The organism is Sphingomonas phyllosphaerae 5.2, assembly GCF_000419605.1.
Lineage (GTDB): Bacteria > Pseudomonadota > Alphaproteobacteria > Sphingomonadales > Sphingomonadaceae > Sphingomonas > Sphingomonas phyllosphaerae_B.
The window spans coordinates 2,007,255-2,029,815 of sequence record NZ_ATTI01000001.1 but is presented as its reverse complement, the minus strand read 5'-3'; the positions used below and the strand labels follow the sequence as shown (position 1 = coordinate 2,029,815).

Sequence of the window (22,561 nt, the reverse complement as noted above, 5' to 3'; positions counted from 1 at the left end):
GCTGGGCTGCACCATGCTGGCCGGTGTCCCGCTGGCCGCGACCGCCCAGACGCGGCCGGCGGCGCAGCCAGCTGCCACCACCGCAGCCCCCGGCACCACCGCGGCGCCTGCCGCCGCGCAGGGGCCGGCGATCGTGTCGCCGGCGGCGCGCGCCATCACGTCGCTGCGCGTCGAGGGCACGCAGCGCATCGAGCCGGAAACCGCGCTCAGCTATACCAAGTTGCGGCAGGGCGACAGCTACACCAACGAAACGCTCGATCAGGCGATCAAGGACCTGTACGCGAGCGACCTGTTCGCCGACGTGCAGATCGATGGTGCCGCGACCGGCAACATCGTGATCCGCGTGCGCGAGAACCCGATCATCAACCGCGTCATCTTCGAGGGCAACAAGCGCCTGAAGGAAGACAAGATCGGCAAGGAGGTCCGGCTGAAGCCGCGTCAGATCTTCACGCGCTCCGCAGTGCGTGCCGACGTGACGCGGATCGTCGAGCTGTATCGCCGGCAGGGCCGCTTCGCCGCGACCGTGCAGCCGAAGATGGTCAGCCTCGACCAGAATCGCGTCGACGTGATCTTCGAGGTGAGCGAAGGACCGAAGTCCAAGGTCCGCCAGATCAACATCATCGGCAACAAGGTGTTCGACGCGGGCAAGCTGCGGGCGCAGATGGCGACCAAGGAAGCGCGCTTCTACCGCTTGCTGTCGTCGGGCACGTCCTATGATCAGGATCGGCTCGCCTACGACCAGCAGAAGCTGCGGCAATTCTACCTGACCGAGGGCTATGCGGATTTCCGCGTGACGTCGGCGGTCGCGGAGCTGACGCCGGATCGCAAGGACTTCATCATCACCTACGTGGTGGAGGAAGGCCCGCGCTACAAATTCGGCGACGTCACGGTCGACAGCGACATCCGCGATTTCGACGGCAAGAAGCTGGCCGCCGGGCTGCCGATCAAGAAGGGCGACTGGTACAACGCCAAGATGGTCGAGGACACCGTCGACAATCTGAGCGAGACCGCCGGACTGTTCGGCTACGCATTCAGCGACGTCGCGCCGGAATTCCAGCGTGAGCGCGAATCGCTGACGATGTCGATCAACTTCCACATCGGGCAGGCGCAGCGTACGTACGTCGAGCGCGTCGATATCACCGGCAACACGCAGACGCAGGACAAGGTGGTTCGCCGCGAAGTGCGACTGGCCGAGGGCGACGCGTTCAACAGCTTCCAGGTCAAGCGCTCGCAGGATCGCATCAACTCGCTCGGCTTCTTCCAGGATAAGTTCGAGATCAAGCAGACGCCGGGCTCGTCGCCAGACCGCGTGCTGCTTGAGGCGAACGTCGAGGAGCGGTCGACCGGTCAGCTGCAGCTGTCGGCGGGCTTCTCGAGCCTGGAGCGCTTCATCATCCAGGCCAACATCACGCAGAACAACTTCCGCGGCAAGGGCCAGACGCTGAGCGCCGGCGTTAATTATTCCACCTACTCCAAGTCGATCAACCTTGGTTTCACCGAACCCTACATCTTCGACAAGAACATCGCGGTCGGCCTAGACGTGTTCCGTCGTGACTATAACGCGTTCAACTTCATCGGTACGAACCGCAACACCACCTATAGCCAGGTGTCCACCGGGTTCCAGCTGCGCACCGGCGTGCCGCTGACCGAATATTGGCAGCTCGCCGGACGATACCAGTTTTCGTACGACGAAGTCGGGCTGGACGAGAACAGCTTCTACACCAATGGGCGATGCGATCCGCTCAAGGCCGGGCGCTATCTCTGCGATTCGCTGGGCAATCGCCTGACGTCGGCGGTCGGCTATTCGCTGATCTTCGACAGCCTCAACAGCCGCCTGCGCCCGACTGCGGGCCAGCGCTTCGTGTTCAGCCAGGATTTCGCCGGGCTGGGCGGTGACGTGAAGTACATCCGCAGCAAGCTCGACTTCTCGAAGTTCGTGAACCTCGGCAGCGGGTTCATCGGCTCGTTCGTCGGCGAGGGCGGGTACATCAAGTCGCTCGAGAAGTCGCGCGGCGAAGGGATCGACAAGGTCCGCATCAACGACCGCTTCTATCTGGGCGAGCCGCAGTTCCGCGGCTTCGATATCCGCGGCGTCGGCCCGCGCGTGCAGCGTCGTTATTACACGACCGACGGCACCACGGGTAAGCAGATCCTGATCACCGATCGCGACCAGCTGGTCGACGACGCATTGGGCGGCACCGCTTATTACCTCGGCCGGTTCGAGGTCGAGATTCCGCTCGGCTCAGGCGCGCGCGAACTGGGCCTGCGGCCGTCGATCTACGCGCAGTTCGGCAGCCTGTTCAACATCACCCGTCCGTTGCCGACCGCGGTCTTCCCGACCACCACCGATGCCGCCGGCAACACGATCGTGCTGCCGCTGCCGGTCAGGGACACCGCCGAGAACCCGCTGTATTCGTACGTCAACGCCGCCGGGCTTGCGGTATCGACGACCTGCGCGGCCGGTATCCCGAACGGCAACGGCGGGTGTAACGGCATCGTGCCGAACTCACCGCAGATCGCATCGCAGCCGTTCGACGAGCAGTTCCTCGGCAATTCCGCTCGTCCGCGCGTGTCGGTCGGCGTCGGCGTAAACTGGAATTCACCGTTCGGGCCGCTGCGCATCGACCTCGCCAAGGCGCTGGTTTCGCAGCCCGGCGACGATCGCAAGCTTATCACCTTCAACGTAGGGACTCAGTTCTGATGACCAACTTCAAGCATCTCCTGCTCGCCGCGGCGCTGATCGCGCCCGGCACGCTCGTTGCCGCGACCGCGACCGCGCAGGTCGCCGGCATCGCAGTTGCCGATCCGGAGGCGGCGGTCGCCAATTCCAAGGCATGGGCGACGGCGCGTACGCAGATCCAGACGACCTACAAGGCGCAGATCGACCAGGCGAACACGCGTCGCCAGGCGATCACCACCGAGTTGCAGCCGCTGGTTGCCGCCTATCAGAAGGCCGCCGCGGCACCCGGTGCCACCGAGGCGTCGCTGCGCACGCAGGCGCAGGCGATCCAGACCCGCGAGCAAACCGCCAATGCCGAATTGCAGCGCCTGACCGCGCCGGCAAGCCGCGCGCAGGCCTATGCGCTGGAGCAGATCTCGGCCAAGCTGCCCGACGCGGTGAGCGCTGCCGTTCGCACCAAGAACGTCAGCCTGCTGCTGCGCCCCAATGCCGCATTGTTCGCGCAGCCGACCACTGACATCACGTCGGCAATCACCACCGAGCTCGATCGTCTGGTGCCGACCGCCGGGATTACGCCGCCTGCCAACTGGCAGCCGGGCCAGCAGGGTCAGCAGGCTGACGGCGCCGTCGCGCCGGCCGCCACGCCAGCCGCCACGAACCGCGCCCCCACCGGCCGGTGAGCGACGCGGCTGCTGACGCGATGAGCGGATCCACGGGTCCGCTCGACATCGCGGCGGTGATGGGGGCGCTGCCGCATCGGTATCCGATGCTGCTGGTCGATCGGGTCGAGGAGATCGTTCGCGATCGCTCGATCCGCGCGATCAAGGCCGTGACGATCAACGAAGGCTTCTTCCAGGGGCATTTCCCTGGGCGCCCGATCATGCCAGGCGTGCTGATCGTCGAGGCGCTGGCGCAGGCCGCCGGCGTGCTGGCGGTCGAAAGCCTCGGTCTCGCGGGGTCTGGCAAGCTCGTCTACTTCATGGCGATCGAGGGGGCGAAGTTCCGCAAGCCGGTCGAGCCTGGCGTACTGTTGTCGCTTGAGGTCGAGTTCGTGCAGAAGCGTTCGTCCGTCTGCAAGTTCGCCGGTGTCGCCAAGGTCAACGGGCAGGTCGCGGCGGAGGCGAACTTCACTGCGATGATCGCCGATCCACCAAAGGCGAAGTGAGCGAACCCAGCCTTTGACTTGTACGCGCGTTTGCCGTAGGCGCGCGCCTTCCTTTCAGGCTGGTCGGAACCAGCCGCATCCGGAGCACGACGCATGAAGAAAGACACGCACCCCGCCTATCACATGATCAAGGTCCAGATGACCGACGGCACCGTGTACGAGACCCGCTCCACCTGGGGCAAGGAAGGCGACACGATGACGCTGGAAATCGACCCGCTGGCGCACCCGGCATGGACCGGCGGTCGTGGTCAGGTGCTTGATGCGGGCGGCCAGGTCGCGCGCTTCAACAAGCGCTTCGGCGGCGGGTTGACGCTGCGCAAGTAAGCGTGGTCGTACTTAACGCTACGTTAGGCATGGCGGCGTAACATCGCCGTCATGTTTGCAGCAGAATACGCACCCGCCGCCCGCCCGTTCCGCCGCAGCAAACGTGCGCGTCTCGAGCTCGAGACCCCCGCGGAGCAAAGCGGAATGGCGCGGACATTGTGCAAGGTCGTGGACCTGTCGGTTCACGGCTGCCGGCTGCTAACCTTTTCCAATATCGATCGTAACCAGCCGATCTGGCTGAACCTTCCCGGTCTGGGCATGATCGCCGCGATGGTGGTTTGGGCGGATGATCTGGTCGCCGGCTGCGTGTTCCACGCACCGTTGTCGGTCGATGCGTTCAACGCGCTGGTGAGCCGACATGGGCTTATTCACTGAGGGAAGCTACCGGCGACGGTAAGCCGATCGGGTTCATCCGGACGTACGGCGCCGGCTCTGGTTCGAGCGCGTTAGCGGTGACCGCGCAGTAGGTCAGATGTCGACCGTCTATCAGCTTCGCGCCTGCATCACCGCGCGAGACGCGCAAGCGGTTCACTCATAACTTGCGACCATCAACGCGGCCTAAGACCGTACCGGTCGTCGCAGCGTGCGTCACGCCGACCACCCGCATGCCACCGACCTGGAGCCGGTCACCGCGTGGCGTCAGGCGTCCGCATAATGAAATGGCGCAGCCTTGGCTGTTTTGTATCGATGATGCGGGGAAGGTGACGAAGGGAGTGTCGTCGGGCCACTGCGAACGTACTCGCGACGCCGCCGATCTTACATTGAGCAAGAGCCAGGTCCTGGCGGCCGAAAAGCCTGCGCTTGGAACGAGCCATTTAACTTAAGGTGCGCGAACCCCAGACCAGCCGCCTCTTCTTTTGTGACCTTAACAGCGAGGCGTCGGATCAAGTCCTCGGCGACTCAAAACGATCGCCGTTTAGGTCGGTCCGCCCCGAGCACCACTGACAAGTCCCGCCCCTCCGACGTGACGAGCACGTCGACCTCTCCACCGGGTTATCCATTGTGTCGCCGGAGCAGTCCCGGACGACAGTCTTCCATCGCGAGAGCACGTGAGCATGTCCGGGACCGGGCCCGGGACCGGGACCGGGCCGATAGCCGGCGACGATGGTACGCCAACGTCGCCGGGGCACCGTCAGATCATGCCGGCCTGCATCTGCTTGACGGCGTAATCGGCGGCGCGTGCGGTCATCGTCATGAAGGTAAGCGACGGATTCACGCACGACACCGACGCCATTTGCGCGCCGTCGGTGACGAACAGGTTCGGCGCGTCGTGCGCCTGGTTCCAGCCGTTGAGGACCGACGTGCGCGGATCGCGGCCCATGCGTGCGCCGCCCATCTCATGGATCGCCTCGCCGGGGACGTGCTTGCCACGGCTGCTGGTGACGTTGGTGAGACCGGCCTGCCGCAGCATGATCATGCCCTGTTCCTGCGCGTCGTCCATCATCTTGATCTCGTTGTCGCGGAAGCGGACGTCGAAGCGCAGCAACGGCGTGCCGAAGCGATCCTTCTTGTCGAAGTTCAGCATGACCCGGTTGTCTTCGTACGGCAGGCACTCGCCGAACGCTCCCATCGAGAAGCGCCACGGCCCGTATTCGCGCATCGCGTGCTTCATCGCGGCGCCGAAGCCTTCGGGCGTGGCGGCCTGTCGGAATGCCGAGCCCTGATAGCCATAGCCGCGCTTGAACGGCACATCCTCATCGGCGAGATTGCGGAAGCGGGGAACGTAGACGCCGCCCGGGCGGCGGCCATATTCGACGTAATCGGTCATGCCGGGAATGTCGCCCGACACGCCGACGCGGAAGATATGATCCATTACCGCGCTGCCCAGGGCGCCGTTGGAATGGAAATAGCTGCGCTCGCTGCCCTCGGCGCGCGAATTGAGCAGGATGTGCAGCGAACTCATCGCCGAGGCGCACAGGAATACCATGCGCGCCTGCACCACCTCCGCCTTGCCGGTGTTGGCGTCGACCAGCCGGACGCCGGTGACCCGCTTCCGCGCCGGATCATATTCGAGGTTGGTGACCCACGTGTCCGACCGAAGCGTCAGCCGGCCGGTCGCGCGCGCGGCCGGAAGCGTGACGGCCTGCGTCGAGAAATAGGCGCCGAAGCTGCACCCGCGATGGCATTGCGCGCGCTTCTGACAGCGCGAGCGGTTCTGCTCCGGCTTGTCCTCGGTGATGTTGCTCAGCCGCGCATTGATCAACTTGCGGCCGGGAAACTTGTTCTCGAGGCGCTCCTTAAGCCACTTCTCCGCGATGTTCATCGGCATCGGCGGCATGAACTCGCTGTCCGGGAGATACGGCAGATCCTCGCGACCGCCGGACACGCCGATGTACTTCTCGACGTAGCTGTACCAGGGCGCGATGTCATCGTAGCGGATCGGCCAGTCGGTGCCGACACCTTCGCGCTTGTTGGCCTCGAAGTCCGCCGGACTCCAGCGGAAGCTCCAGCGACCCCAGGTCAGCGACTTGCCGCCGACGACCGACGGGCGCACCCAATTGAACTTGTTGGGCGCGTCGTAATCGTAGGGCGTGAGCCGGTCGTTGACGAAGAACGGCTGGGTGCTGGGCGATACCCACCCATTCAGCGCGAAATAGTCGCGCTTGGCGAGCGCGGCCGGCATCTTGTCACGCGCCGGAATCTCGAACGCGGACTTGCCGTCGTAGGGATAGTCCTCGCCATGTTCGACCATGCGGCCGCGATCGACCATCAGGACGCGCAGCCCCTTTTCGGTGAGCTCCTTGGCGGCCCATCCGCCGCTGATGCCGGAGCCGATGACGATTGCGTCGAAGCGATCTGTTGCTGCCATGATGAAGGTCCGCCGGATCGAAGGGGTCTGTAAGAGAAAAGGCCGTGGTCGCGAACGGCTAGGACGAGAAGATCCGCTTGACCTTCGCATAGGGATAGGCGCCGTCATAATCGCCCGGGACCGGCAAATAGTGACGTTCCTGCGTGATCCCGATCTCGGACGTGTAATAGCCGGTGAGCACGAGCTGTCGGAAGGGCTGGAAGAACGATGCGGCGTCCGCCAGTTGCCCGTTCATGGCGAGCGTCAGCAAGGCATCCTGTTGCGCCGGCGATGCCTTGATGGCCGGTTTGCCGTAGTCGGCCATGCTGCGCGCCTCGATCGCGGCGAGCCCGCCGAGGATCGTCGCGCGGTCGTCATCGACCGCCCAGTCACCCAGCATATGCTCGATATACTCGGGAACACCGGCGGCGATCGCGCCGGGCGTGTCGGTGGTCGGCAACACGCGCTCGCTCAGCGCCGCCACCAACGCGCGTTGCGCCGGCGTGAACACCATTGCGGGTGCGCCTGTGTTGATGACGGGGTTAGGCTGATAGGCAACGGCGCGTGCCAAAGGCGCGAACAGGCTCGCGCCGAACACACCCACCATGCCGGCGAGTGCCGCTCTCCGGTCGATCACCAGCCTTCTCCCTAAAATCTCTTTTATCTGTCAGAGTATTAAACGTCATTGCACGCCCGTCAATGGCGCTTGAGGTCGGGGGTGCGGAACCGCGCAGCGGGCGCTTGACGCGGGCGCGCCGGGCGGGTTGGATTGCTTATGCCCGATCGATCATCATCACTTCCGACCCGTCGTGCCGTTACGGGCGGCTTGCTCGCGCTTGGCGCACTGCCGGCGCAAAGCTTCGCCGCGAGCCGTCCCGGCCTCTATGCCGGTACCTATGCCAACGAGGGCGGGGCAGGGCTGGTGCCGCTGGTCGCAGCTGGGAATGGCTGGCGAGCGGGCACCGCGATGGCCGCCATCCGCAACCTGTCGTTCGGCGCGAATGGCGCGCGGCACCGTCTGCGCTACCTGCTCGACGAGCAGCAACAGGGCGCTATCGGGATCTACGATGCGACGTTCCGCAAGGTGGCCGGCGCTTCGACCAAGGGCGCGGACCCCTGCTATGTCACGCTCAACCGAACCGGCGACATGCTGGCGGTCGCCAATTACTCGAGTGGGAGCGTCGCGATCTGGACGCTCGATCGAGCTACCGGGCTGCTGCGCGGCGAAGCGCAGCTCGTGCGGCACGAAGGAAGTGGGCCCGACAAGGAGCGGCAGGCCGCGGCACATGCGCATTGGGTCGGCTTTACCGCCGACGGCGCAACGCTGCACTCGGTCGACCTGGGTGCGGATGCGGTGTTCGCGCACCGCTTCGAGCGCACGTCCGGACATATCGCGGACACGAGCATCGCCTACACTGCCGAAGCCGGCTCCGGGCCGCGTCATCTCGTCCGGCACCCACGCATGCCGATCGCCTATCTTGTGGCGGAACTCGCCAATACGGTGACGGTGCTGCGCGCATCGACGGACGGCACCTTTGCCAAGCAGGCAGTCGTATCGACGCTACCGACCGACTTCCGTGGTTCATCTGCCGCCGCGCACATCGCGCTGAACGCGGCCGGTTCGCGGCTCTACGTCTCGAACCGCGGGCACGATAGCATCGCGGTGTACGATGTGGCACGCGATGGCGGGCTGCGCTTGCTCCAGCACGTCGGATGCGGAGGGCATTGGCCGCGCTTCTTCCGGTTGCTGGAGCGGCAGGGAAACATGCTGGTCGCGAACCAGCGTGCCGGAACAATCACGCGCCTGCCGCTACAACGTGACGGGACGCTTGGTGCGGCCGGTCCCGCCGTCGCGGTGCCGGGAGTGGCCTTTATTGGCGAGTAGATTCGTCCGCGGGTGCCGGTGCGGGTGCGGGTGCGGCGGCGCTCCATAGCACCGCGTAACCGAACATGCCGGAGATGAGCGACGCCGCAAGGATCGCGAGCGCCGCCATCTCGGTGCCCTCCGACCCGGCGAATGCCAGTTCGGCGATGAACAGTGAGATCGTGAAACCGATCCCCGCGACGCCGCCGATGCCGACGATCATCCGCCATGTCACGCCCTCGGGCAATCGCGCCCCGGCAAGGGCAGCCGCGGCCCAGGCGGCAGCGAAAAAACCAAGCGGCTTGCCGATCACGAGACCTGCGACGATCCCCAGCGCGAGCGGCGACTGCAGCGCATCGCCGATCAGCCCGCCGGACAGATGGATTCGCACGTTGGACAGCGCGAACAACGGCAGCACAAGGTAGGATACCCACGGCGTCAGGATGCGCACCAGCCGCTCGGCGGGCTCATCCGTGGCGGCGGCCATCTCGTGGATGTAGCCCAACTCGCTCTGCGCCTGCTCGCGCTCGCGCACGACGGTGGCTTCGTCGTCGGAGTTGGCGACGGCATGCTGTGCCTTGCGCAGGCGATCGACCGGTCGCTGGACGCGCTCGGCGAAGCGTTGCTCCGACAGCCGTGAGGTCGTGGGAAGCAGCAGCCCGATCGCGACGCCCGCGATCGTCGGGTGAATGCCCGACCCGAGAATGCAGACCCACACCGCGGCACCCAACAGGATGTAGGCGACCGACGCGACCCAGCCGGCCCGTAACAGGAGCAGGATCGCGGCATAAGCGGCGGCGGCGCCGAGGAGATACATCCATTCCAGCGTGGCGGTATAGGCGAACGCGATGACCAGCAGCCCGAACACGTCGTCGATCGCCGCGAACGCCAGCAGCACCGCGCGCACCGCGGCGGGGAGGCGGGTGGTGAACATTGCGACGATCGCGAGGCTGAATGCGGTGTCCATCGCCGCGACCACGCCCCAGCCGTGCTGCGTCGGCGTGCCGTAGTTAAAGGCTAGATAGATGCCGATCGGGATGACCAGCCCTCCCACCGCGCCGGCGACGGGCAGGATCGCAGTGCGCAGTGTCGCGAGCGATCCCTTGCTGAACTCGCGCTTCACCTCAGTGCCGATGATGAGGAAAAACAACGGCATCAGCGCATCGTTGACCCATTCCGCAAGCGGACGTGCGATCGCGAGGTTGCCGTAGCTGAAGCGAAGTGCTGTATCCCACAGCCGTTCGTAATCGTGCCCCAGCGGCGAGTTGACGACAGACAGTGCCACGATCGAGGCGATCAGCAGCGGCCCGCCGGAGACCTCGCCGATCGCGAAGAACGGCGCGATCCTCTGGAGCACGCCGGCAGCGCGCGAATGATGGGCGCGGGCAGCGACCTGCCCCGACAGACGCGGGGTGAGCGCCATGGAAATCCTTTTCTCGAGAATGGGATATACGGCTGAAGTGGAATGCCGTTCCCCGTCAGTGGTCGCGTGAAGCGCCTGACCGATCGCCCCACTCAAATCCGCGCAAGCCAGCCTCTCCCGCTATCGTACCTCGGACGATGCGGTCCGTAGAAGCGCGCAATCGGACGAGCGCGATCCCGTGACGGAGCGTGCCACCTCGGTTTTCGGCAGCGTGGCTAGCGCGCCGGCTCGCGGAGGATCGGATAGATGAGGTGATGCGGATGGCCCGGCCCCGCGCGCGCGTAAAGCCACGCCAGCCGCGCATCGGGATCGGCAGCGAAGCCTCGATCCTCAAGGAGCCGCTTCTCGAACGCGGCGCGAACCGCGGGATCGGTGGCCAGCAACTTGTCGCCGAGCGCCGCGAGGATGAAGGCGTCGGTGCTCGGCGGTGGGGCCAACATCTCCGGAAAGAAGCCCCACGCCAGAAACGAGTCCTGGCTCTCCGGCTCCAGAAGGGCAGCGGCGAGCAGGCCGTTCGGCTGATCGGACGGCACGCGCACGGTGCCTGCCGGCAGTACCTGCGGAATCGTGCGGTGGGTCAAGGCGGTGGCGATGAGGTATCGGCCCTCGCTGGCGCCGGTGATCTTCGGGTTGACCAGACGCGCCTCGTCCAGCTCCAGCGTGCGCCCGCGATCGATCGCCGCGAAGTCGATGCCATGGAGACGCAGGCGATCGAGCACTTCGGTGTGCGCCGCGGGCACCCACCACGCGGCGGGCAACGCCACTGTTTCGGTCGCGCGCTGGCCGATGACCGGCATCCGGAACGTCACCTTCCTTCCGGTCCAGCGCTGCTCCCGTCGACCTGAAGCGGGCGACATATAGGTGTCGAACGCCACGCCCTTGAAGCGCTCGATCCAGCCGACGGGCTGTTCCATCGGCGTCCAGCGCGTCAGCAACTCACGTGGCCGACTGGCCCGGTCGGCCGCCTTGGCCGCGGCGATCTGCCTGGCATCGTCGCCGGCGATCTTCAGGGCGGCGTCTAGGAGGACATAGGTGCCGAGCACGCGCTGCCGGTAGGGTTTGAGCATATGGTTCTCGACCAGTACGGTCGGCACACCGATGAAGTCACCATAGCCGGTCGAATAGCGCGGCCCTTCCGGGCCATAGCGGATGCCCTTGGCCGGCGTGCGCGCATCGATCGGCGAGGGATAGATGATCGGCAGGTGTCCCGCCGCGGTCAGCGCGGCCTGTGCAGCCGGCCCGAACCGCCGCTCCAGCCAGTCCGCCGTCGCGCGGTGCCGTGCATATCTGCCCCATCCGGCATAGGTGAAGGTGACGTCATACTGCATATCGAAGCCTTCGCTGACGTGGCAGTCGACGTAGAGGATCGGATCGAGCCGGCGCAGCAGCGCGATCATCGCGCGCGTCTCCGGCGCGTCGGCCTTGGCGTAGTCGCGATTGAGATCGATGTCGCGAGCGTTGGCGTCGTGGCCCTTCAGCGCCGGCCCGCGCAGGTGGACGAAATTCCAGGCGCTCATCCGTTCGTGACCGTCGATGTTGTAGATCGGCACGAAGACCAGATCGACCTTGTCGAGCAGGTCGTCCCGACCGCGCAGGGCGATATCGCGCAGCAGCATGAGCCCGGCGTCCTTGCCGTCGATCTCACCGGCGTGGATCCCGGCCTGCACCAGCACCACCGGCTTCCGGGCGGCGCCTTTGTGCGCGCGGACCAGCAGCATGTCGCGGCCTTCGCCGGTATGCCCGAACGTTTCCATCGAGATCATCGGGGAGGCGGCGGCGAGCCGCTCCAGCCATGCGCGGACTTCGGCATAGCGCGGCGTGGTGCGGAAGCCCGCCGCCTCGGCCGGGGTGATCCACGGATCGTCGGCCGCTGCGATCAATCGCTCGCTTGCCCCGCTCCAGGGCAATTCAGGCGGCAAGTCGATCGGTGATTGTGCCGCCGCGGGGAGGGCGGTCGACAGCGCCAGCGCAGAAGCGCGGCGAAGGAGAGGGGCCATGGTAGTCGATCTCGCACGAGGAGGGCGTCCGTGGCGCAAGACGTCGCCTGCTCCACGGACATTCGAGTGCGCTACTTATGAGACGTTATGTCGTACCTCAACCTTCATCTTTCATATCAAGCACTCAGGCTCATCAGGCTCGCGTTGCCACCAGCGGCGGTCGTATTGATCGAGGTCGAGACCTCCTCGACCAACCACTCAAGCCGATAGCCCGCCGATGCCGCCTGCGGCAGCACGATCGGCCCCGGGAGTTCGGCAAGCGCGGCCAGCGCCGAGGCCACGCGCGGCCCGTCGCCCTCGATCAACGCGCCGGCATAGTCGTGCTCGCGACGCCAGTCGGTCGCGACATGGACGCGCGCCGCGATCGCCGGAGGCAGCGTGGTCAGCGTCTCGCGCAACTCACCGACGTCGGCGACGACCACGTCGTTACCCGCCGCCAGCGCGACCCCCAATTGCTCCAACAGCCCGTCGCGCGTTTGCGGAAGCAGCAGGATTCGGCCGCGTGGATGGAGTGCGTAGAGGTTGCGCTCCCCGACCGGTCCGGCCAGTTCCGCTTCCGCGCCCAGCATCGAACGGCCGATCGCCGTGCGCACGCGCGCCGCGGCGGCGGCTTCGCCGCGTTCCTCCAGCAGCACCGCCAGGTCGCGTGCCGCCGGGTCGGCGCGGTCCGACACGATCGGCGGCGGCAGGTCCGCGCCCGTGACGAGACGCCCGAGATACAATGGGCCGCCCGCCTTCGGTCCGGTGCCCGACAAGCCGCGCCCACCGAACGGCTGGACGCCGACGACCGCACCGATGACGTTGCGGTTGATGTAGAGATTGCCCGCCTTCACCCGGCTGGTGACATGCGCGATCGTTTCGTCAAGCCGGGTGTGCAGCCCGAAGGTGAGACCATAACCGGTGGCGTTGATGCGATCGATCAGCCGGTCGAGCTCGGCGCGGCGGAAGCGAACGACGTGCAACACCGGGCCGAACACCTCGCGCTCCAGTTCGGCGATGTCGCGCAACTCTACGATCGTCGGCGGGACGAACGTGCCGTGCGCGGTGTCGCCGACCGGCTCGACCTGCTCGACGCGGTGACCGGCGGCGCGCATCCTGGTGATGTGCTGATCGATCGTGGCGCGCGCATCGCCGGTGATGACCGGGCCGATGTCGGTGGCGAGCGTGTCGGTGCGTCCAATCGAGAGTTCGTGGAGCGCGCCGCGGATCATCGCGAGTGTGCGGTCGGCGATCTCGTCCTGAAGGCACAGGATGCGTAATGCCGAACAGCGCTGCCCCGCGCTGTCGAAGGCGGAGGCGATCACGTCCGCCACCACCTGCTCGGCGAGCGCCGACGAGTCGACGATCATCGCATTCTGTCCGCCGGTCTCGGCGATGAACGGGATCGGCGCGCCGTCGGGCAGCAGCCGTTTGGACAATTCCTTCTGGATCAGCCGCGCGACCTCTGTCGAGCCGGTGAACATCACCGCGCTGGTCTCGGGCGCGGCAACCAGGGCCGCGCCGATCGCGCCGTCGCCGGCGACGAGGTGCAGGATGTCCGCGGGGATGCCGGCCTCGTGCAGGATCGCGATGCCCTGCGCTGCGATCAGCGGGGTCTCCTCGGCCGGCTTGGCGAGCACCGCATTGCCCGCGACCAGCGCAGCGGCGACCTGCCCGGTGAAGATCGCCAGCGGGAAGTTCCAGGGACTGATGCACGTGACCACACCCAGAGCGCGGTGCGCGGCGCCCAACGTCGAGCGGGCCTGTTCGGCATAGTAGCGCAGGAAGTCGATCGCCTCGCGCACCTCGGCAATGGCGTTGGGGAGCGACTTGCCCGCCTCGCGGACGATCAGCGCCAGCAAGTTCGGCATTTGCGCCTGCATCGCGTCGGCGGCCCGATCGAGCATCGCAGCGCGCTCGGCGGGGCTGACCTGCGCCCAGCCGGGGGCGGCGGCTTGTGCGGCACGGGCGGCAGCGCGCGCACCCTCGGCGTCCATCTCGAAGACGACGCCCACTTCATCGCGGTAATCGGCGGGGTTCAGCACCGCACGCGCGGTGCCGTTTGCACCGGCACGCCATGGCCCCTGCGCCGCCATCGTCTCGGCGAGTGCAGCGAGCACGTTCTCGTCGCTCAGGTCGAGCCCGGTGGAGTTGACGCGCGCGCCGTAGAGTTCAGCAGGCAGCGCTATCTGCGGGTTCTTCTGCCCCGGCACCGCCATGCGTCGCACCGCTTCGGCCGGGTCGGCGACGAGGTCGGCGATCGAGACTTCCGGATCGGCGATACGGTTGACGAATGACGAGTTCGCTCCGTTCTCTAGCAACCGTCGAACCAGATAGGCGAGCAGCGTTTCATGCGTGCCAACCGGCGCGTAGATGCGGCACGGCCGGTTGAGTTTGTCCGCGCCGACGACTTCGTCGTACAGCGGTTCGCCCATGCCGTGCAGGCACTGGAACTCATAATCCCCGACCGTGAAGCGCTCGCCGGCGAGATGGTAGATCGCCGAGAGGGTTTGCGCATTGTGGGTCGCGAACTGCGGGAATACCGCGTCGCGCGACGCCAGCAGCTTGCGCGCACAGGCGATGTACGCGACGTCGGTGTGGATCTTGCGGGTATAGACCGGAAAATCGGAGAGGCCGTCGACCTGCGCACGCTTGATCTCGGCGTCCCAGTAGGCGCCCTTGACCAGCCGCACCATGATGCGCCGCCCGGCACGGCGTGCGAGGTCGACGATCCAGTCGATCACGAACGGGCAGCGCTTTCCATAAGCCTGCACGACGAAGCCCAGCCCGTCCCAGCCGGCAAGCTCGGGGTCGGTCGCGAGGCTTTCGAGCAGGTCGAGCGACAATTCCAGCCGGTCGGCTTCCTCTGCATCGATGTTCAGCCCGATGTCGTGACGCCGGGCGAGCAGCGCCAGCGCCTTCACCTTCGGCAGCAGCTCCGCCATCACGCGTCCGGACTGCGCACGCACATACCGCGGGTGCAGCGCCGACAGCTTGATCGAAATGCCCGGGCCTTCGTAGATCCCCCGCCGGGCCGATGCGACGCCGATCGCCTCCACGGCGTCGACGTAGTCGCGGTAATAGCGTTCGGCGTCGGCGGCGGTGGTCGCCGCCTCACCCAGCATGTCATAGCTGTAGCGGAACCCGCGCGCCTCGAGTGGGCGAGCGCGCTTCAGCGCTTCGGCGATCGTCTCGCCGGTGACGAACTGCTCGCCCATCATCCGCATGGCCATGTCGACGCCGCGGCGGATCACCGGCTCGCCCGCCCGCGCGATCAGCCGTGTCAGCGCGGCGCTGAGGCCGCTGTCGTTGACGCTGCCGGTCAGCTTGCCGGTGACGACCAGCCCCCAGCTCGCGGCATTGACGAACAACGAGCGCCCATCGCCGACATGGCTGCGCCAGTCGCCGCCCGCTATCTTGTCGCGGATCAACGCGTCGCGCGTCGCGGTATCCGGGATCCGCAGCAGCGCCTCGGCAAGGCACATCAGCGCCACGCCTTCCTGGCTAGACAGCGCATATTCCTGCACCAGCCCTTCCACCCCGGTGCCCTTGTGCTTGGCGCGCAATGCCGTGACCAGCGCCGTCGCGGTCGCCGCCGTGGCAGTGCGGATCGGATCGGTAAGCGAGGCGGCGTCGAGCAGCGGCGCGAGGCACTCAGGCTCGCTGCGACGATACGCAGCGGTGATCGCCTGGCGTAGTACGCTTTGCGGGCGGATCGGCGGCGCGAAGCGGGCAAAAGGCGGAAGGGTGGCAGTCATCGCGGTCGGGTCCTCTCTCGTTTGCGCACCATAGCCGACGCGTCACTGGCGATCCGTCCGTATTTGCGGCAATATCGCGCCATTCGATACTATTCGAGGACGCATGACAAACCGAACGGACGCCAAAATCGCCGCAAGCGCGCCGATCGACGCGTTCGATCGGCGGATCATCGACGCCTTGCGTGCGGAGGGCCGGCTATCGGTCACCGAACTGGCGCGCCGCGTGGGATTGTCGAAAACACCGTGCCAGGTGCGGCTGCGGCGGCTGATCGACGCCGGCTACATCCTCGGCTTCCGCGCCATCGTTGATCCGGCCCGGCTCGGGCTGGATCACGTCGCCTTCACCGAGGTGAAGCTGTCCGACACGCGCGAGGCGGCGCTCGATGAGTTCCGCCGGGCGGTGCTGCGCATCCCGGAGGTCGAGGAATGCCACATGATCGCCAGCAGCTTCGATTATCTGCTGAAGGTGCGTACGGCGGATATTCGTCGCTATCGCGAGGTCCTGGGCGAGCGGATTTCGTCGCTCCCGCATGTCGCCAGCACTTCGACATTCGTCGCTATGGAGACGATCCGCGACGCCGGCGTGTAGCCCACTCCGGCTAGCGAGATGTCAGCGCGACGACGCAAAGTACCGCGGTCGCCACGGCGGCGAACGCAAGGAACAGCGTGAACGCGAGCACCCTGGACTGGCGATGCCGGCGCCGACGACGAAGGTAACGATTGCTGATGGGGGCGTCTTTTCTGATGGCCGTCGATCACGACCCCATACCGTGTTCGCATTGCCCCGCGATGAAGCAGCGCCTAACGCCCGCATCCGCCGTCGGTCGCGATCACATCGTGCGCGGCCTGCTGTAGCGCACCGGTTTCCGCGCTCGAAAAGCCGAGGTCGGCGGCGGCGCTCTCGCCCGGCCCCAGCGTCAGCGGATCGACCCCGGTGACGCGCCCGAAGACGACCAGCGCCTCGAGGTAATAACCGTAGCTGCTCGCGTGGTAATGATCGTACGACCACAAAGGCACGCGGGTGAAGTCGATCCCATCATAGGGATTGGCGTCCGCCGCCCCGCTGCGGATCGCGCAGGTGAACGCCTGACCGACGGGGGCGACGTCAGCACGCGCGTCCTTTGCGGCGCGGTCCATGACGCGGCGGAGGTCGTTCGCCATTTGCTGGACCGGCGTTCCCGACCAGCGTTTGTCGGGCAGGAACACCAGATCCGGGCGCGTCCATGTCGACGTTAATGTGATCGCAACCTTGTCGTTGCGAGATCGAACTAGGTCAGCGATCCGGCGCGCGTCCGCGATCGTCGCGGCGCCGTCACCCGGCGCGACCGGCGAGAGCGTGCTGTATTCCTGCAGGACGACATGGTCCCAGCGGCGATCGAGCAGCGTGCGCCGCTCCGCCAAGTGCCATCCGAGCGTCTTGCCCGGCGACGTTTCGAGCGAAACCTGCCAGTCGAGGCCGGCTTCCTCGCTGAAGCGCTTGAACAATCCCGGTACCCCGCCGATCCGTTCGTTATTGAGGTCGGTCACCCGATCGGCGTTGAGCACCCTTACCGGCGCGTTGGCACCGAAGGTGAAGCTGTTGCCGACGAACAGGATCGTCTCGGCATGTGCCGGGGTGGCCGAAAGCAACGCGGCGGCGAGCGAGAGCAGGAACGTACGCATGGGCTTGCCGCATAGCGCGGGCGCAGCCGCGCGTGAACGGAGCGGCACGCTTTTTAACACGCTGGGCCGACGATGCTTCCGCACCCGCGGTTCCGCCCTGCCACGCAGATCGCACCCGCCAGCGTCAGGCGCGCAACTCTCCCTCGTCCCCGCCGTCCCAATAGCGAATCGTCGCGGCGTGAATCTTGATCATGACGACACCGGGGGTGTCGACCCCTTCCGGAAAGTAGCGATCGAGATCCTTGGTCCAATGTTCCTCGAAGGCTTGTCGATCCGTGATGAGCGACGCCGCGCCATCGACGGCCACGAACAACGGCGGCCCGCCGAGCATTCCGGCGGCACCGGTGTAGCTGAGCGTGACGCGAGGATTGGCCTTGATCTCCGCAACTTTGCGGGAGTCCGCATAGGAGAAGAAGTAACTGTCGCCCTGATATTCGACGTCGCCGTTGTTGCTCATCGGGCGCGCGGTCGTCCCGCCGTCTGCCGATTGCGTCGCCAGCATGGCAAAGTCGAGCTTCGCCATCTTCTTCGACAGATCCGCGAGTGTCAGTTCGGCCACGCCATTCTCCTCGAACGCGCCTCGGTTCGGGACAGCAGGTCGTCCCGTCTTCCGCTATCGCGTCCGGCCCTAACGTACCCGGGACGGCCGGGTTCATTTGGAGGGCGTGCAAACCCCGCGAAAGGTTGATGAGATCTAGTTTGCTGCACCCCTCCGCTGCGCGAGATAGGCGTCGATCCGCTCGATCGTCCCGGCCGTCACATGAAGACCCAGCTTGCTGCGCCGGAACAGGATGTCGTCGCCGGTTCTCGCCCATTCCCGCTCGCAGAGGAAGTCGATCTCGCGCGCGTGGAGACCGGCGCCAAAGTCCTCGCCGAGATCGCCCGGCGTCGCAGCCTCACCAAGCAGCTCCGCCGTGTCGGTGCCGTAGGCGCGGGCGAGGCGTCGCAGCAGCGATGCGGGCTGGCTAGGATATCGAACAACGATCTGCGCGAGATAGCGGTCGAAATCGGCGTCCGGCATATCGCCTCCGGGCAAGGTGGCACCGGCTGTCCATGCATTGCCGGCAGCCGGGAAGAACGGGGCAAGTTCCTGCAAGGCATGCTCGGCAAGCTTGCGATACGTGGTGATCTTTCCACCGAAGATCGACAGCAGCGGCGCGCGCGCGGTGTCGCCCTCCAGGTGCAGCACATAATCGCGCGTGACGGCAGCGGCGTTGGCGGCATGATCGTCGTAGAGCGGGCGGATGCCGGAATAGCTCCAGGCGATGTCGTCCTGCACCACCGGCCGCTCGAAATAGCGCGCGACGGTGCCGAGCAGGTAGTCGATTTCTTGCTGGTCGATCGCGGCGCGGCCGGGGGCGCCCTGCCATGCTTCGTCGGTGGTGCCGATCAGCGTGAAATGCTGTTCGTAGGGGATGGCGAAGACGACGCGCCGATCAGGGTTCTGGAGCAGGAACGCATGCGCGCCCTCGTAGAGGCGCGGCACGACGATGTGGCTTCCCTTGATCAGCCGCACGCCCTTGTCGCCCCGTGCGTCCGGAACCATGCCCAGCACTTCGGCAACCCATGGGCCGGCGGCGTTGACCAGCGCGCGCGTCCGCAGGTCGCGCCGGCCATCGCCGTCCTCGACCGTCGCGATCCACCCACCGCCGTCATCGTCGCGCTGCGCGGCCACCAATCGGGTGCGCGTAAGGATCGTCGCGCCGCGCGCGGCGGCGTCGCGCGCGTTGAGCACGACCAGCCGACTGTCCTCCACCCAGCAATCGGAATAGACGAAGGCCTTCGGATGGCCGGGCCGCAAGCCGTTGCCGACGGGGTCGCGATCGAGCGCCACCGTCCGCGTCGCGGGCAGGTCCTTGCGGCCACCGAGATGGTCGTAGAGGAACAGTCCCAGCCGCACGAGCCATGCAGGGCGCGGCGAGTTGCTTTGCGGCAGCACGAATTCCAGCGGCCAGATGATGTGCGGCGCCATCCGCCACAACCGCTCGCGCTCGATAAGCGCCTCTCGCACCAGCCGGAACTCACGATATTCGAGGTAACGCAGGCCGCCGTGGATCAACTTGGTCGATGCCGATGACGTGTGGCTGGCGAGGTCGTCCTGCTCGACCAGCACCACCGACAGCCCGCGCCCCGCCGCATCGCGTGCGATCCCGACGCCGTTGATGCCGCCGCCGATCACCAGCAGGTCGGCGTCGAAGGTCGCGGATGCCGTCTGTTGCGCCACTAAACACCTCATATCGGGCGATCGCCCGGCTGTCCGTTGCGTATCGATATGCGTGGTTGGCCGGCAAGTTTCAAACCGGCGCATTGACGCTTGCGTAAAACGAGTGACAGTATTGCGCCACGACCGGAAAACGCCGGCGGGGAGAGGCGGGCAAATGACGGCGCAACATAGCTTCAGGGGCGAATTGATCGCGGAGGCGCTGGCCGTGACGATCATCATCACCCTGGGCAATTCGGCCGCCGCGATGCTGATCCTGTACGATCCCAGCCCGTATGCCACTGCTTATTGGGGCGTTTGCATCGCCTGGGGCTTGGCGGTGACGCTGGCGATCTACGTCACCGGGGCGGTGTCGGGCACGCACGCCAACCCGGCGGTGACGCTGGCGCTGATGCTGTTCCGCGACTTTCCGCGGCACAAGGTGCTGCCCTATGTCGTAGCGCAGATCGTCGGCGCCATGATCGGCGCGGCGTTGGTCTATCAATTGTTCGGTCCGGTGATCGAAGCGTATAACGCCACACACGGGCTGACCCGTGCCGCAGGGGGCGCGGCGGGCGTGTTTTTTACCGCGCCGGGGCCGCATATCACGCCGATTCACGCGTTCTGGGACGAGGTGGTGCTGACCGCGATCCTGTTGCTCGGAATCTTCGCGATCACCGACGAGTTCAACACCCAGGCGCCGATGGCCAACGCCAGCGCGCCGATCGTCGGTTTGCTCGTCGCGTGCATCGGTGCGTCGGCAGGGTACCTGGAGGGCTGGCCGATCAACCCGGCGCGCGACTTCGGACCGCGGCTGTTCTGCTGGTTGATGGGATGGGGAGACTCCGCGCTGCCCGGGCCCGGCAATTACTGGTGGGTGCCGATCGCCGGACCGTTGGTCGGCGGCGTGACCGGCGCTGCGATCTATCAATATCTCGTGCGGCCCTATCTGCCGCCCCGTTCGCGCGCGTAGCGGCGGCGATACGACAGCCAAGGAGACAGAAGTGGCCGGCCCCTCGCACATCCTGGCAATCGACCAGGGTACCACCTCGACCCGCGCGATCGTCTTCGGCAGCGACACGCACGCCGTCGCCACCGCGCAGCGCGAATTCGCGCAGCATTACCCGCGTCCCGGCTGGGTCGAGCACGACCCGGAGGACATCTGGCGCGACACGCTGGCAACCGCACGCGAAGCGTTGGCCGAAAGCGGCGTCGGCGCGGACGGCATCGCCGGGATCGGCATCACCAACCAGCGCGAGACGGTGGTCGTCTGGGACCGCGCGAGCGGCGCCGCGATCCACCACGCCATCGTCTGGCAGGACCGCCGCACCGCCGAGCTGTGCGCGCGACTGAAGGAGGAAGGGCATGAGCCGACCGTCCGCGCCAAGACCGGGTTGTTGCTCGATCCCTATTTTTCGGCGACCAAGCTGGCGTGGGTCCTCGACCACGTCGATGGCGCGCGGGCGCGGGCGGAAAAGGGCGAACTGGCGTTCGGGACGATCGACAGCTTCCTGCTGTGGCGGCTGACCGGTGGCGCGGTGCACGCCACCGACATCACCAATGCCAGCCGCACGCTGTTGTACGACATCCACGCACAGCGCTGGGACGAAGCGCTGTGTGCGCTGTTCGACGTGCCGATGGCGATGTTGCCGGAGGTGCACGACAACAGCCACCTGTTCGGCCACACCGCCGAGGGGCTGTTCGACGCCGCGATCCCGATCGCCGGCGTGGCCGGCGACCAGCAGGCGGCGTTGTTCGGGCAGGCGTGTTTCGCGGCCGGCATGGCGAAGTCGACCTATGGCACCGGCTGCTTCATGCTGCTGAACACCGGCGAGGAGGCGGTGACGTCCGAACACCGCCTGCTGACGACGCCGGCATACCGCCTGGACGGCAAGGTCACCTATGCGCTGGAGGGCTCGATCTTCATCGCGGGCGCGGCGGTGAAGTGGCTGCGCGACGGGATCGGCGTCATCACCCATGCGCGCGATACCGACGGCATGGCGACGCAGGTGCCCGACAGCCACGGCGTCTATATGGTGCCGGCGTTCGTCGGGCTGGGTGCGCCGCACTGGGACCCCGATGCGCGCGGCGCGATCTTCGGGCTGACGCTGGGTTCGACGCAGGCGCATCTGGCGCGTGCGGCGCTGGAGGCGGTCGGCTATCAGACGATCGACCTCGCCGATGCGATGGTGGCCGATGGCGGCGATCCGCCGGAGATGATCCGCGTCGACGGCGGCATGGCGGCCAACGACTGGCTGTGCCAGTTCCTCGCCGACATGTTGCAGGTGCCGGTGGAACGACCACGACACCTGGAGACCACCGCGCTGGGCGCGGCGTTCCATGCCGGGCTGGCGACCGGAGTGTGGAAGGACCTCGACGCGCTGGCGGCCACGTGGGTGCGGGGCGAATGTTTCGAGCCGAAGATGGCAGCCGAAGCACGCGCGACGCTGGCAGCCGGCTGGCACGACGCGCTCGGCAAGACGCTGACGGTCCGGAAATGAGCGGCGCGACGGTTATTCAAGAGCGATGCTTGTCACCGTAGCGGGGGCGGCGAGCACCCGTTATTTACTTGCCGTGCCAGCAGCGGAGACCCGGCTCAGGCAACGTCGGGGATCAAGGCGTGGCGGTTGAGAATTCGGGATCGCGCGATGTTTCCACAGGGCGGTCGGTTGTGCTTCGACGGGGCCGAGAGCGCTCGGCCATCGGTCGTGATCGCCGTCA

Annotated in this window: 16 protein-coding genes and 1 pseudogene; 9 read left to right on the top strand and 8 right to left on the bottom strand. The window is 66.6% G+C overall.

Translation table 11 applies throughout. The annotated features are described in order from the left end of the window. Positions 1-13 precede the first annotated feature (13 nt). From bamA to SPHPHY_RS0109420, 5 genes are all read left to right on the top strand, one after another. Positions 14-2,701 (top strand): outer membrane protein assembly factor BamA, encoded by a 2,688-nt coding sequence (gene bamA / locus SPHPHY_RS0109440; protein ID WP_081645413.1) that lies wholly within the window; start codon positions 14-16, stop codon positions 2,699-2,701. Next, entirely contained in the window at positions 2,701-3,360 is a 660-nt protein-coding gene (locus SPHPHY_RS0109435; RefSeq protein WP_022686437.1) for an OmpH family outer membrane protein, read from the top strand. The genes bamA and SPHPHY_RS0109435 overlap by 1 nt, the downstream gene beginning before the upstream one ends. Positions 3,361-3,380: 20 nt before the next feature. Then, a complete protein-coding gene (fabZ, locus tag SPHPHY_RS0109430; RefSeq protein ID WP_022686436.1) occupies positions 3,381-3,845 on the top strand; it encodes a 3-hydroxyacyl-ACP dehydratase FabZ in 465 nt (154 codons plus the stop codon). 93 nt (positions 3,846-3,938) lie between these two features. Then, positions 3,939-4,169 carry a 50S ribosomal protein L31 gene (gene rpmE / locus SPHPHY_RS0109425; RefSeq protein WP_022686435.1) on the top strand — a complete coding sequence of 77 codons (231 nt, stop codon included), beginning with the start codon at positions 3,939-3,941 and terminating at the stop codon, positions 4,167-4,169. A 51-nt stretch (positions 4,170-4,220) separates the two neighbouring features. Beyond that, positions 4,221-4,544: a PilZ domain-containing protein gene (locus SPHPHY_RS0109420; RefSeq protein WP_022686434.1), complete on the top strand. Its 324-nt coding sequence runs from the start codon at positions 4,221-4,223 to the stop codon at positions 4,542-4,544. Between the two features lie 757 nt (positions 4,545-5,301). Here SPHPHY_RS0109420 and SPHPHY_RS0109415 read toward each other — a convergent pair. Next, positions 5,302-6,978, bottom strand: a complete 1,677-nt coding sequence (locus SPHPHY_RS0109415; protein WP_022686433.1) for a GMC oxidoreductase — start codon at positions 6,976-6,978, stop codon at positions 5,302-5,304. Between the two features lie 58 nt (positions 6,979-7,036). Beyond that, positions 7,037-7,594: a gluconate 2-dehydrogenase subunit 3 family protein gene (locus tag SPHPHY_RS0109410; RefSeq protein WP_022686432.1), complete on the bottom strand. Its 558-nt coding sequence runs from the start codon at positions 7,592-7,594 to the stop codon at positions 7,037-7,039. A 189-nt stretch (positions 7,595-7,783) separates the two neighbouring features. Here SPHPHY_RS0109410 and SPHPHY_RS0109405 point away from each other — a divergent pair, with 189 nt between their 5' ends. Next, complete coding sequence (locus tag SPHPHY_RS0109405; RefSeq protein ID WP_022686431.1) at positions 7,784-8,842, top strand: lactonase family protein; 1,059 nt, start codon at positions 7,784-7,786, stop codon at positions 8,840-8,842. On the opposite strand, the gene nhaA is transcribed toward SPHPHY_RS0109405, so the two are convergent. From nhaA to putA, 3 genes and pseudogenes are all read right to left on the bottom strand, one after another. Continuing rightward, positions 8,829-10,244: a Na+/H+ antiporter NhaA gene (gene nhaA / locus SPHPHY_RS0109400; protein ID WP_022686430.1), complete on the bottom strand. Its 1,416-nt coding sequence runs from the start codon at positions 10,242-10,244 to the stop codon at positions 8,829-8,831. The genes SPHPHY_RS0109405 and nhaA overlap by 14 nt on opposite strands. 215 nt (positions 10,245-10,459) lie before the next feature. Continuing rightward, entirely contained in the window at positions 10,460-12,241 is a 1,782-nt protein-coding gene (locus SPHPHY_RS0109395; protein ID WP_022686429.1) for a M14 family metallopeptidase, read from the bottom strand. A 116-nt stretch (positions 12,242-12,357) separates the two neighbouring features. Continuing rightward, positions 12,358-15,984, bottom strand: a pseudogene (gene putA / locus SPHPHY_RS0109390) (trifunctional transcriptional regulator/proline dehydrogenase/L-glutamate gamma-semialdehyde dehydrogenase); the annotation flags it as partial. Between the two features lie 97 nt (positions 15,985-16,081). On the opposite strand from putA, the gene SPHPHY_RS0109385 reads away from it, so the two are divergent. Then, entirely contained in the window at positions 16,082-16,567 is a 486-nt protein-coding gene (locus tag SPHPHY_RS0109385; RefSeq protein ID WP_022686427.1) for an Lrp/AsnC family transcriptional regulator, read from the top strand. Between the two features lie 212 nt (positions 16,568-16,779). Here SPHPHY_RS0109385 and SPHPHY_RS0109375 read toward each other — a convergent pair whose 3' ends face one another. The 3 genes from SPHPHY_RS0109375 to SPHPHY_RS0109365 form a co-directional block, all read right to left on the bottom strand. Continuing rightward, positions 16,780-17,640: a glycosyl transferase family 1 gene (locus SPHPHY_RS0109375; RefSeq protein WP_022686426.1), complete on the bottom strand. Its 861-nt coding sequence runs from the start codon at positions 17,638-17,640 to the stop codon at positions 16,780-16,782. Between the two features lie 124 nt (positions 17,641-17,764). Then, positions 17,765-18,199, bottom strand: a complete 435-nt coding sequence (locus tag SPHPHY_RS0109370) for a pyridoxamine 5'-phosphate oxidase family protein (protein ID WP_022686425.1) — start codon at positions 18,197-18,199, stop codon at positions 17,765-17,767. Positions 18,200-18,334: 135 nt separating this feature from the next. Beyond that, positions 18,335-19,876, bottom strand: a complete 1,542-nt coding sequence (locus SPHPHY_RS0109365) for a glycerol-3-phosphate dehydrogenase (protein WP_051148299.1) — start codon at positions 19,874-19,876, stop codon at positions 18,335-18,337. Positions 19,877-20,018: 142 nt separating this feature from the next. Here SPHPHY_RS0109365 and SPHPHY_RS19835 point away from each other — a divergent pair, with 142 nt between their 5' ends. After that, on the top strand, positions 20,019-20,813 hold the full coding sequence (locus SPHPHY_RS19835) for an MIP/aquaporin family protein (RefSeq protein ID WP_022686423.1): 795 nt from the start codon (positions 20,019-20,021) through the stop codon (positions 20,811-20,813). Positions 20,814-20,844: 31 nt separating this feature from the next. Then, positions 20,845-22,341 (top strand): glycerol kinase GlpK, encoded by a 1,497-nt coding sequence (gene glpK, locus SPHPHY_RS0109355; protein WP_022686422.1) that lies wholly within the window; start codon positions 20,845-20,847, stop codon positions 22,339-22,341. Positions 22,342-22,561: the final 220 nt, after the last annotated feature.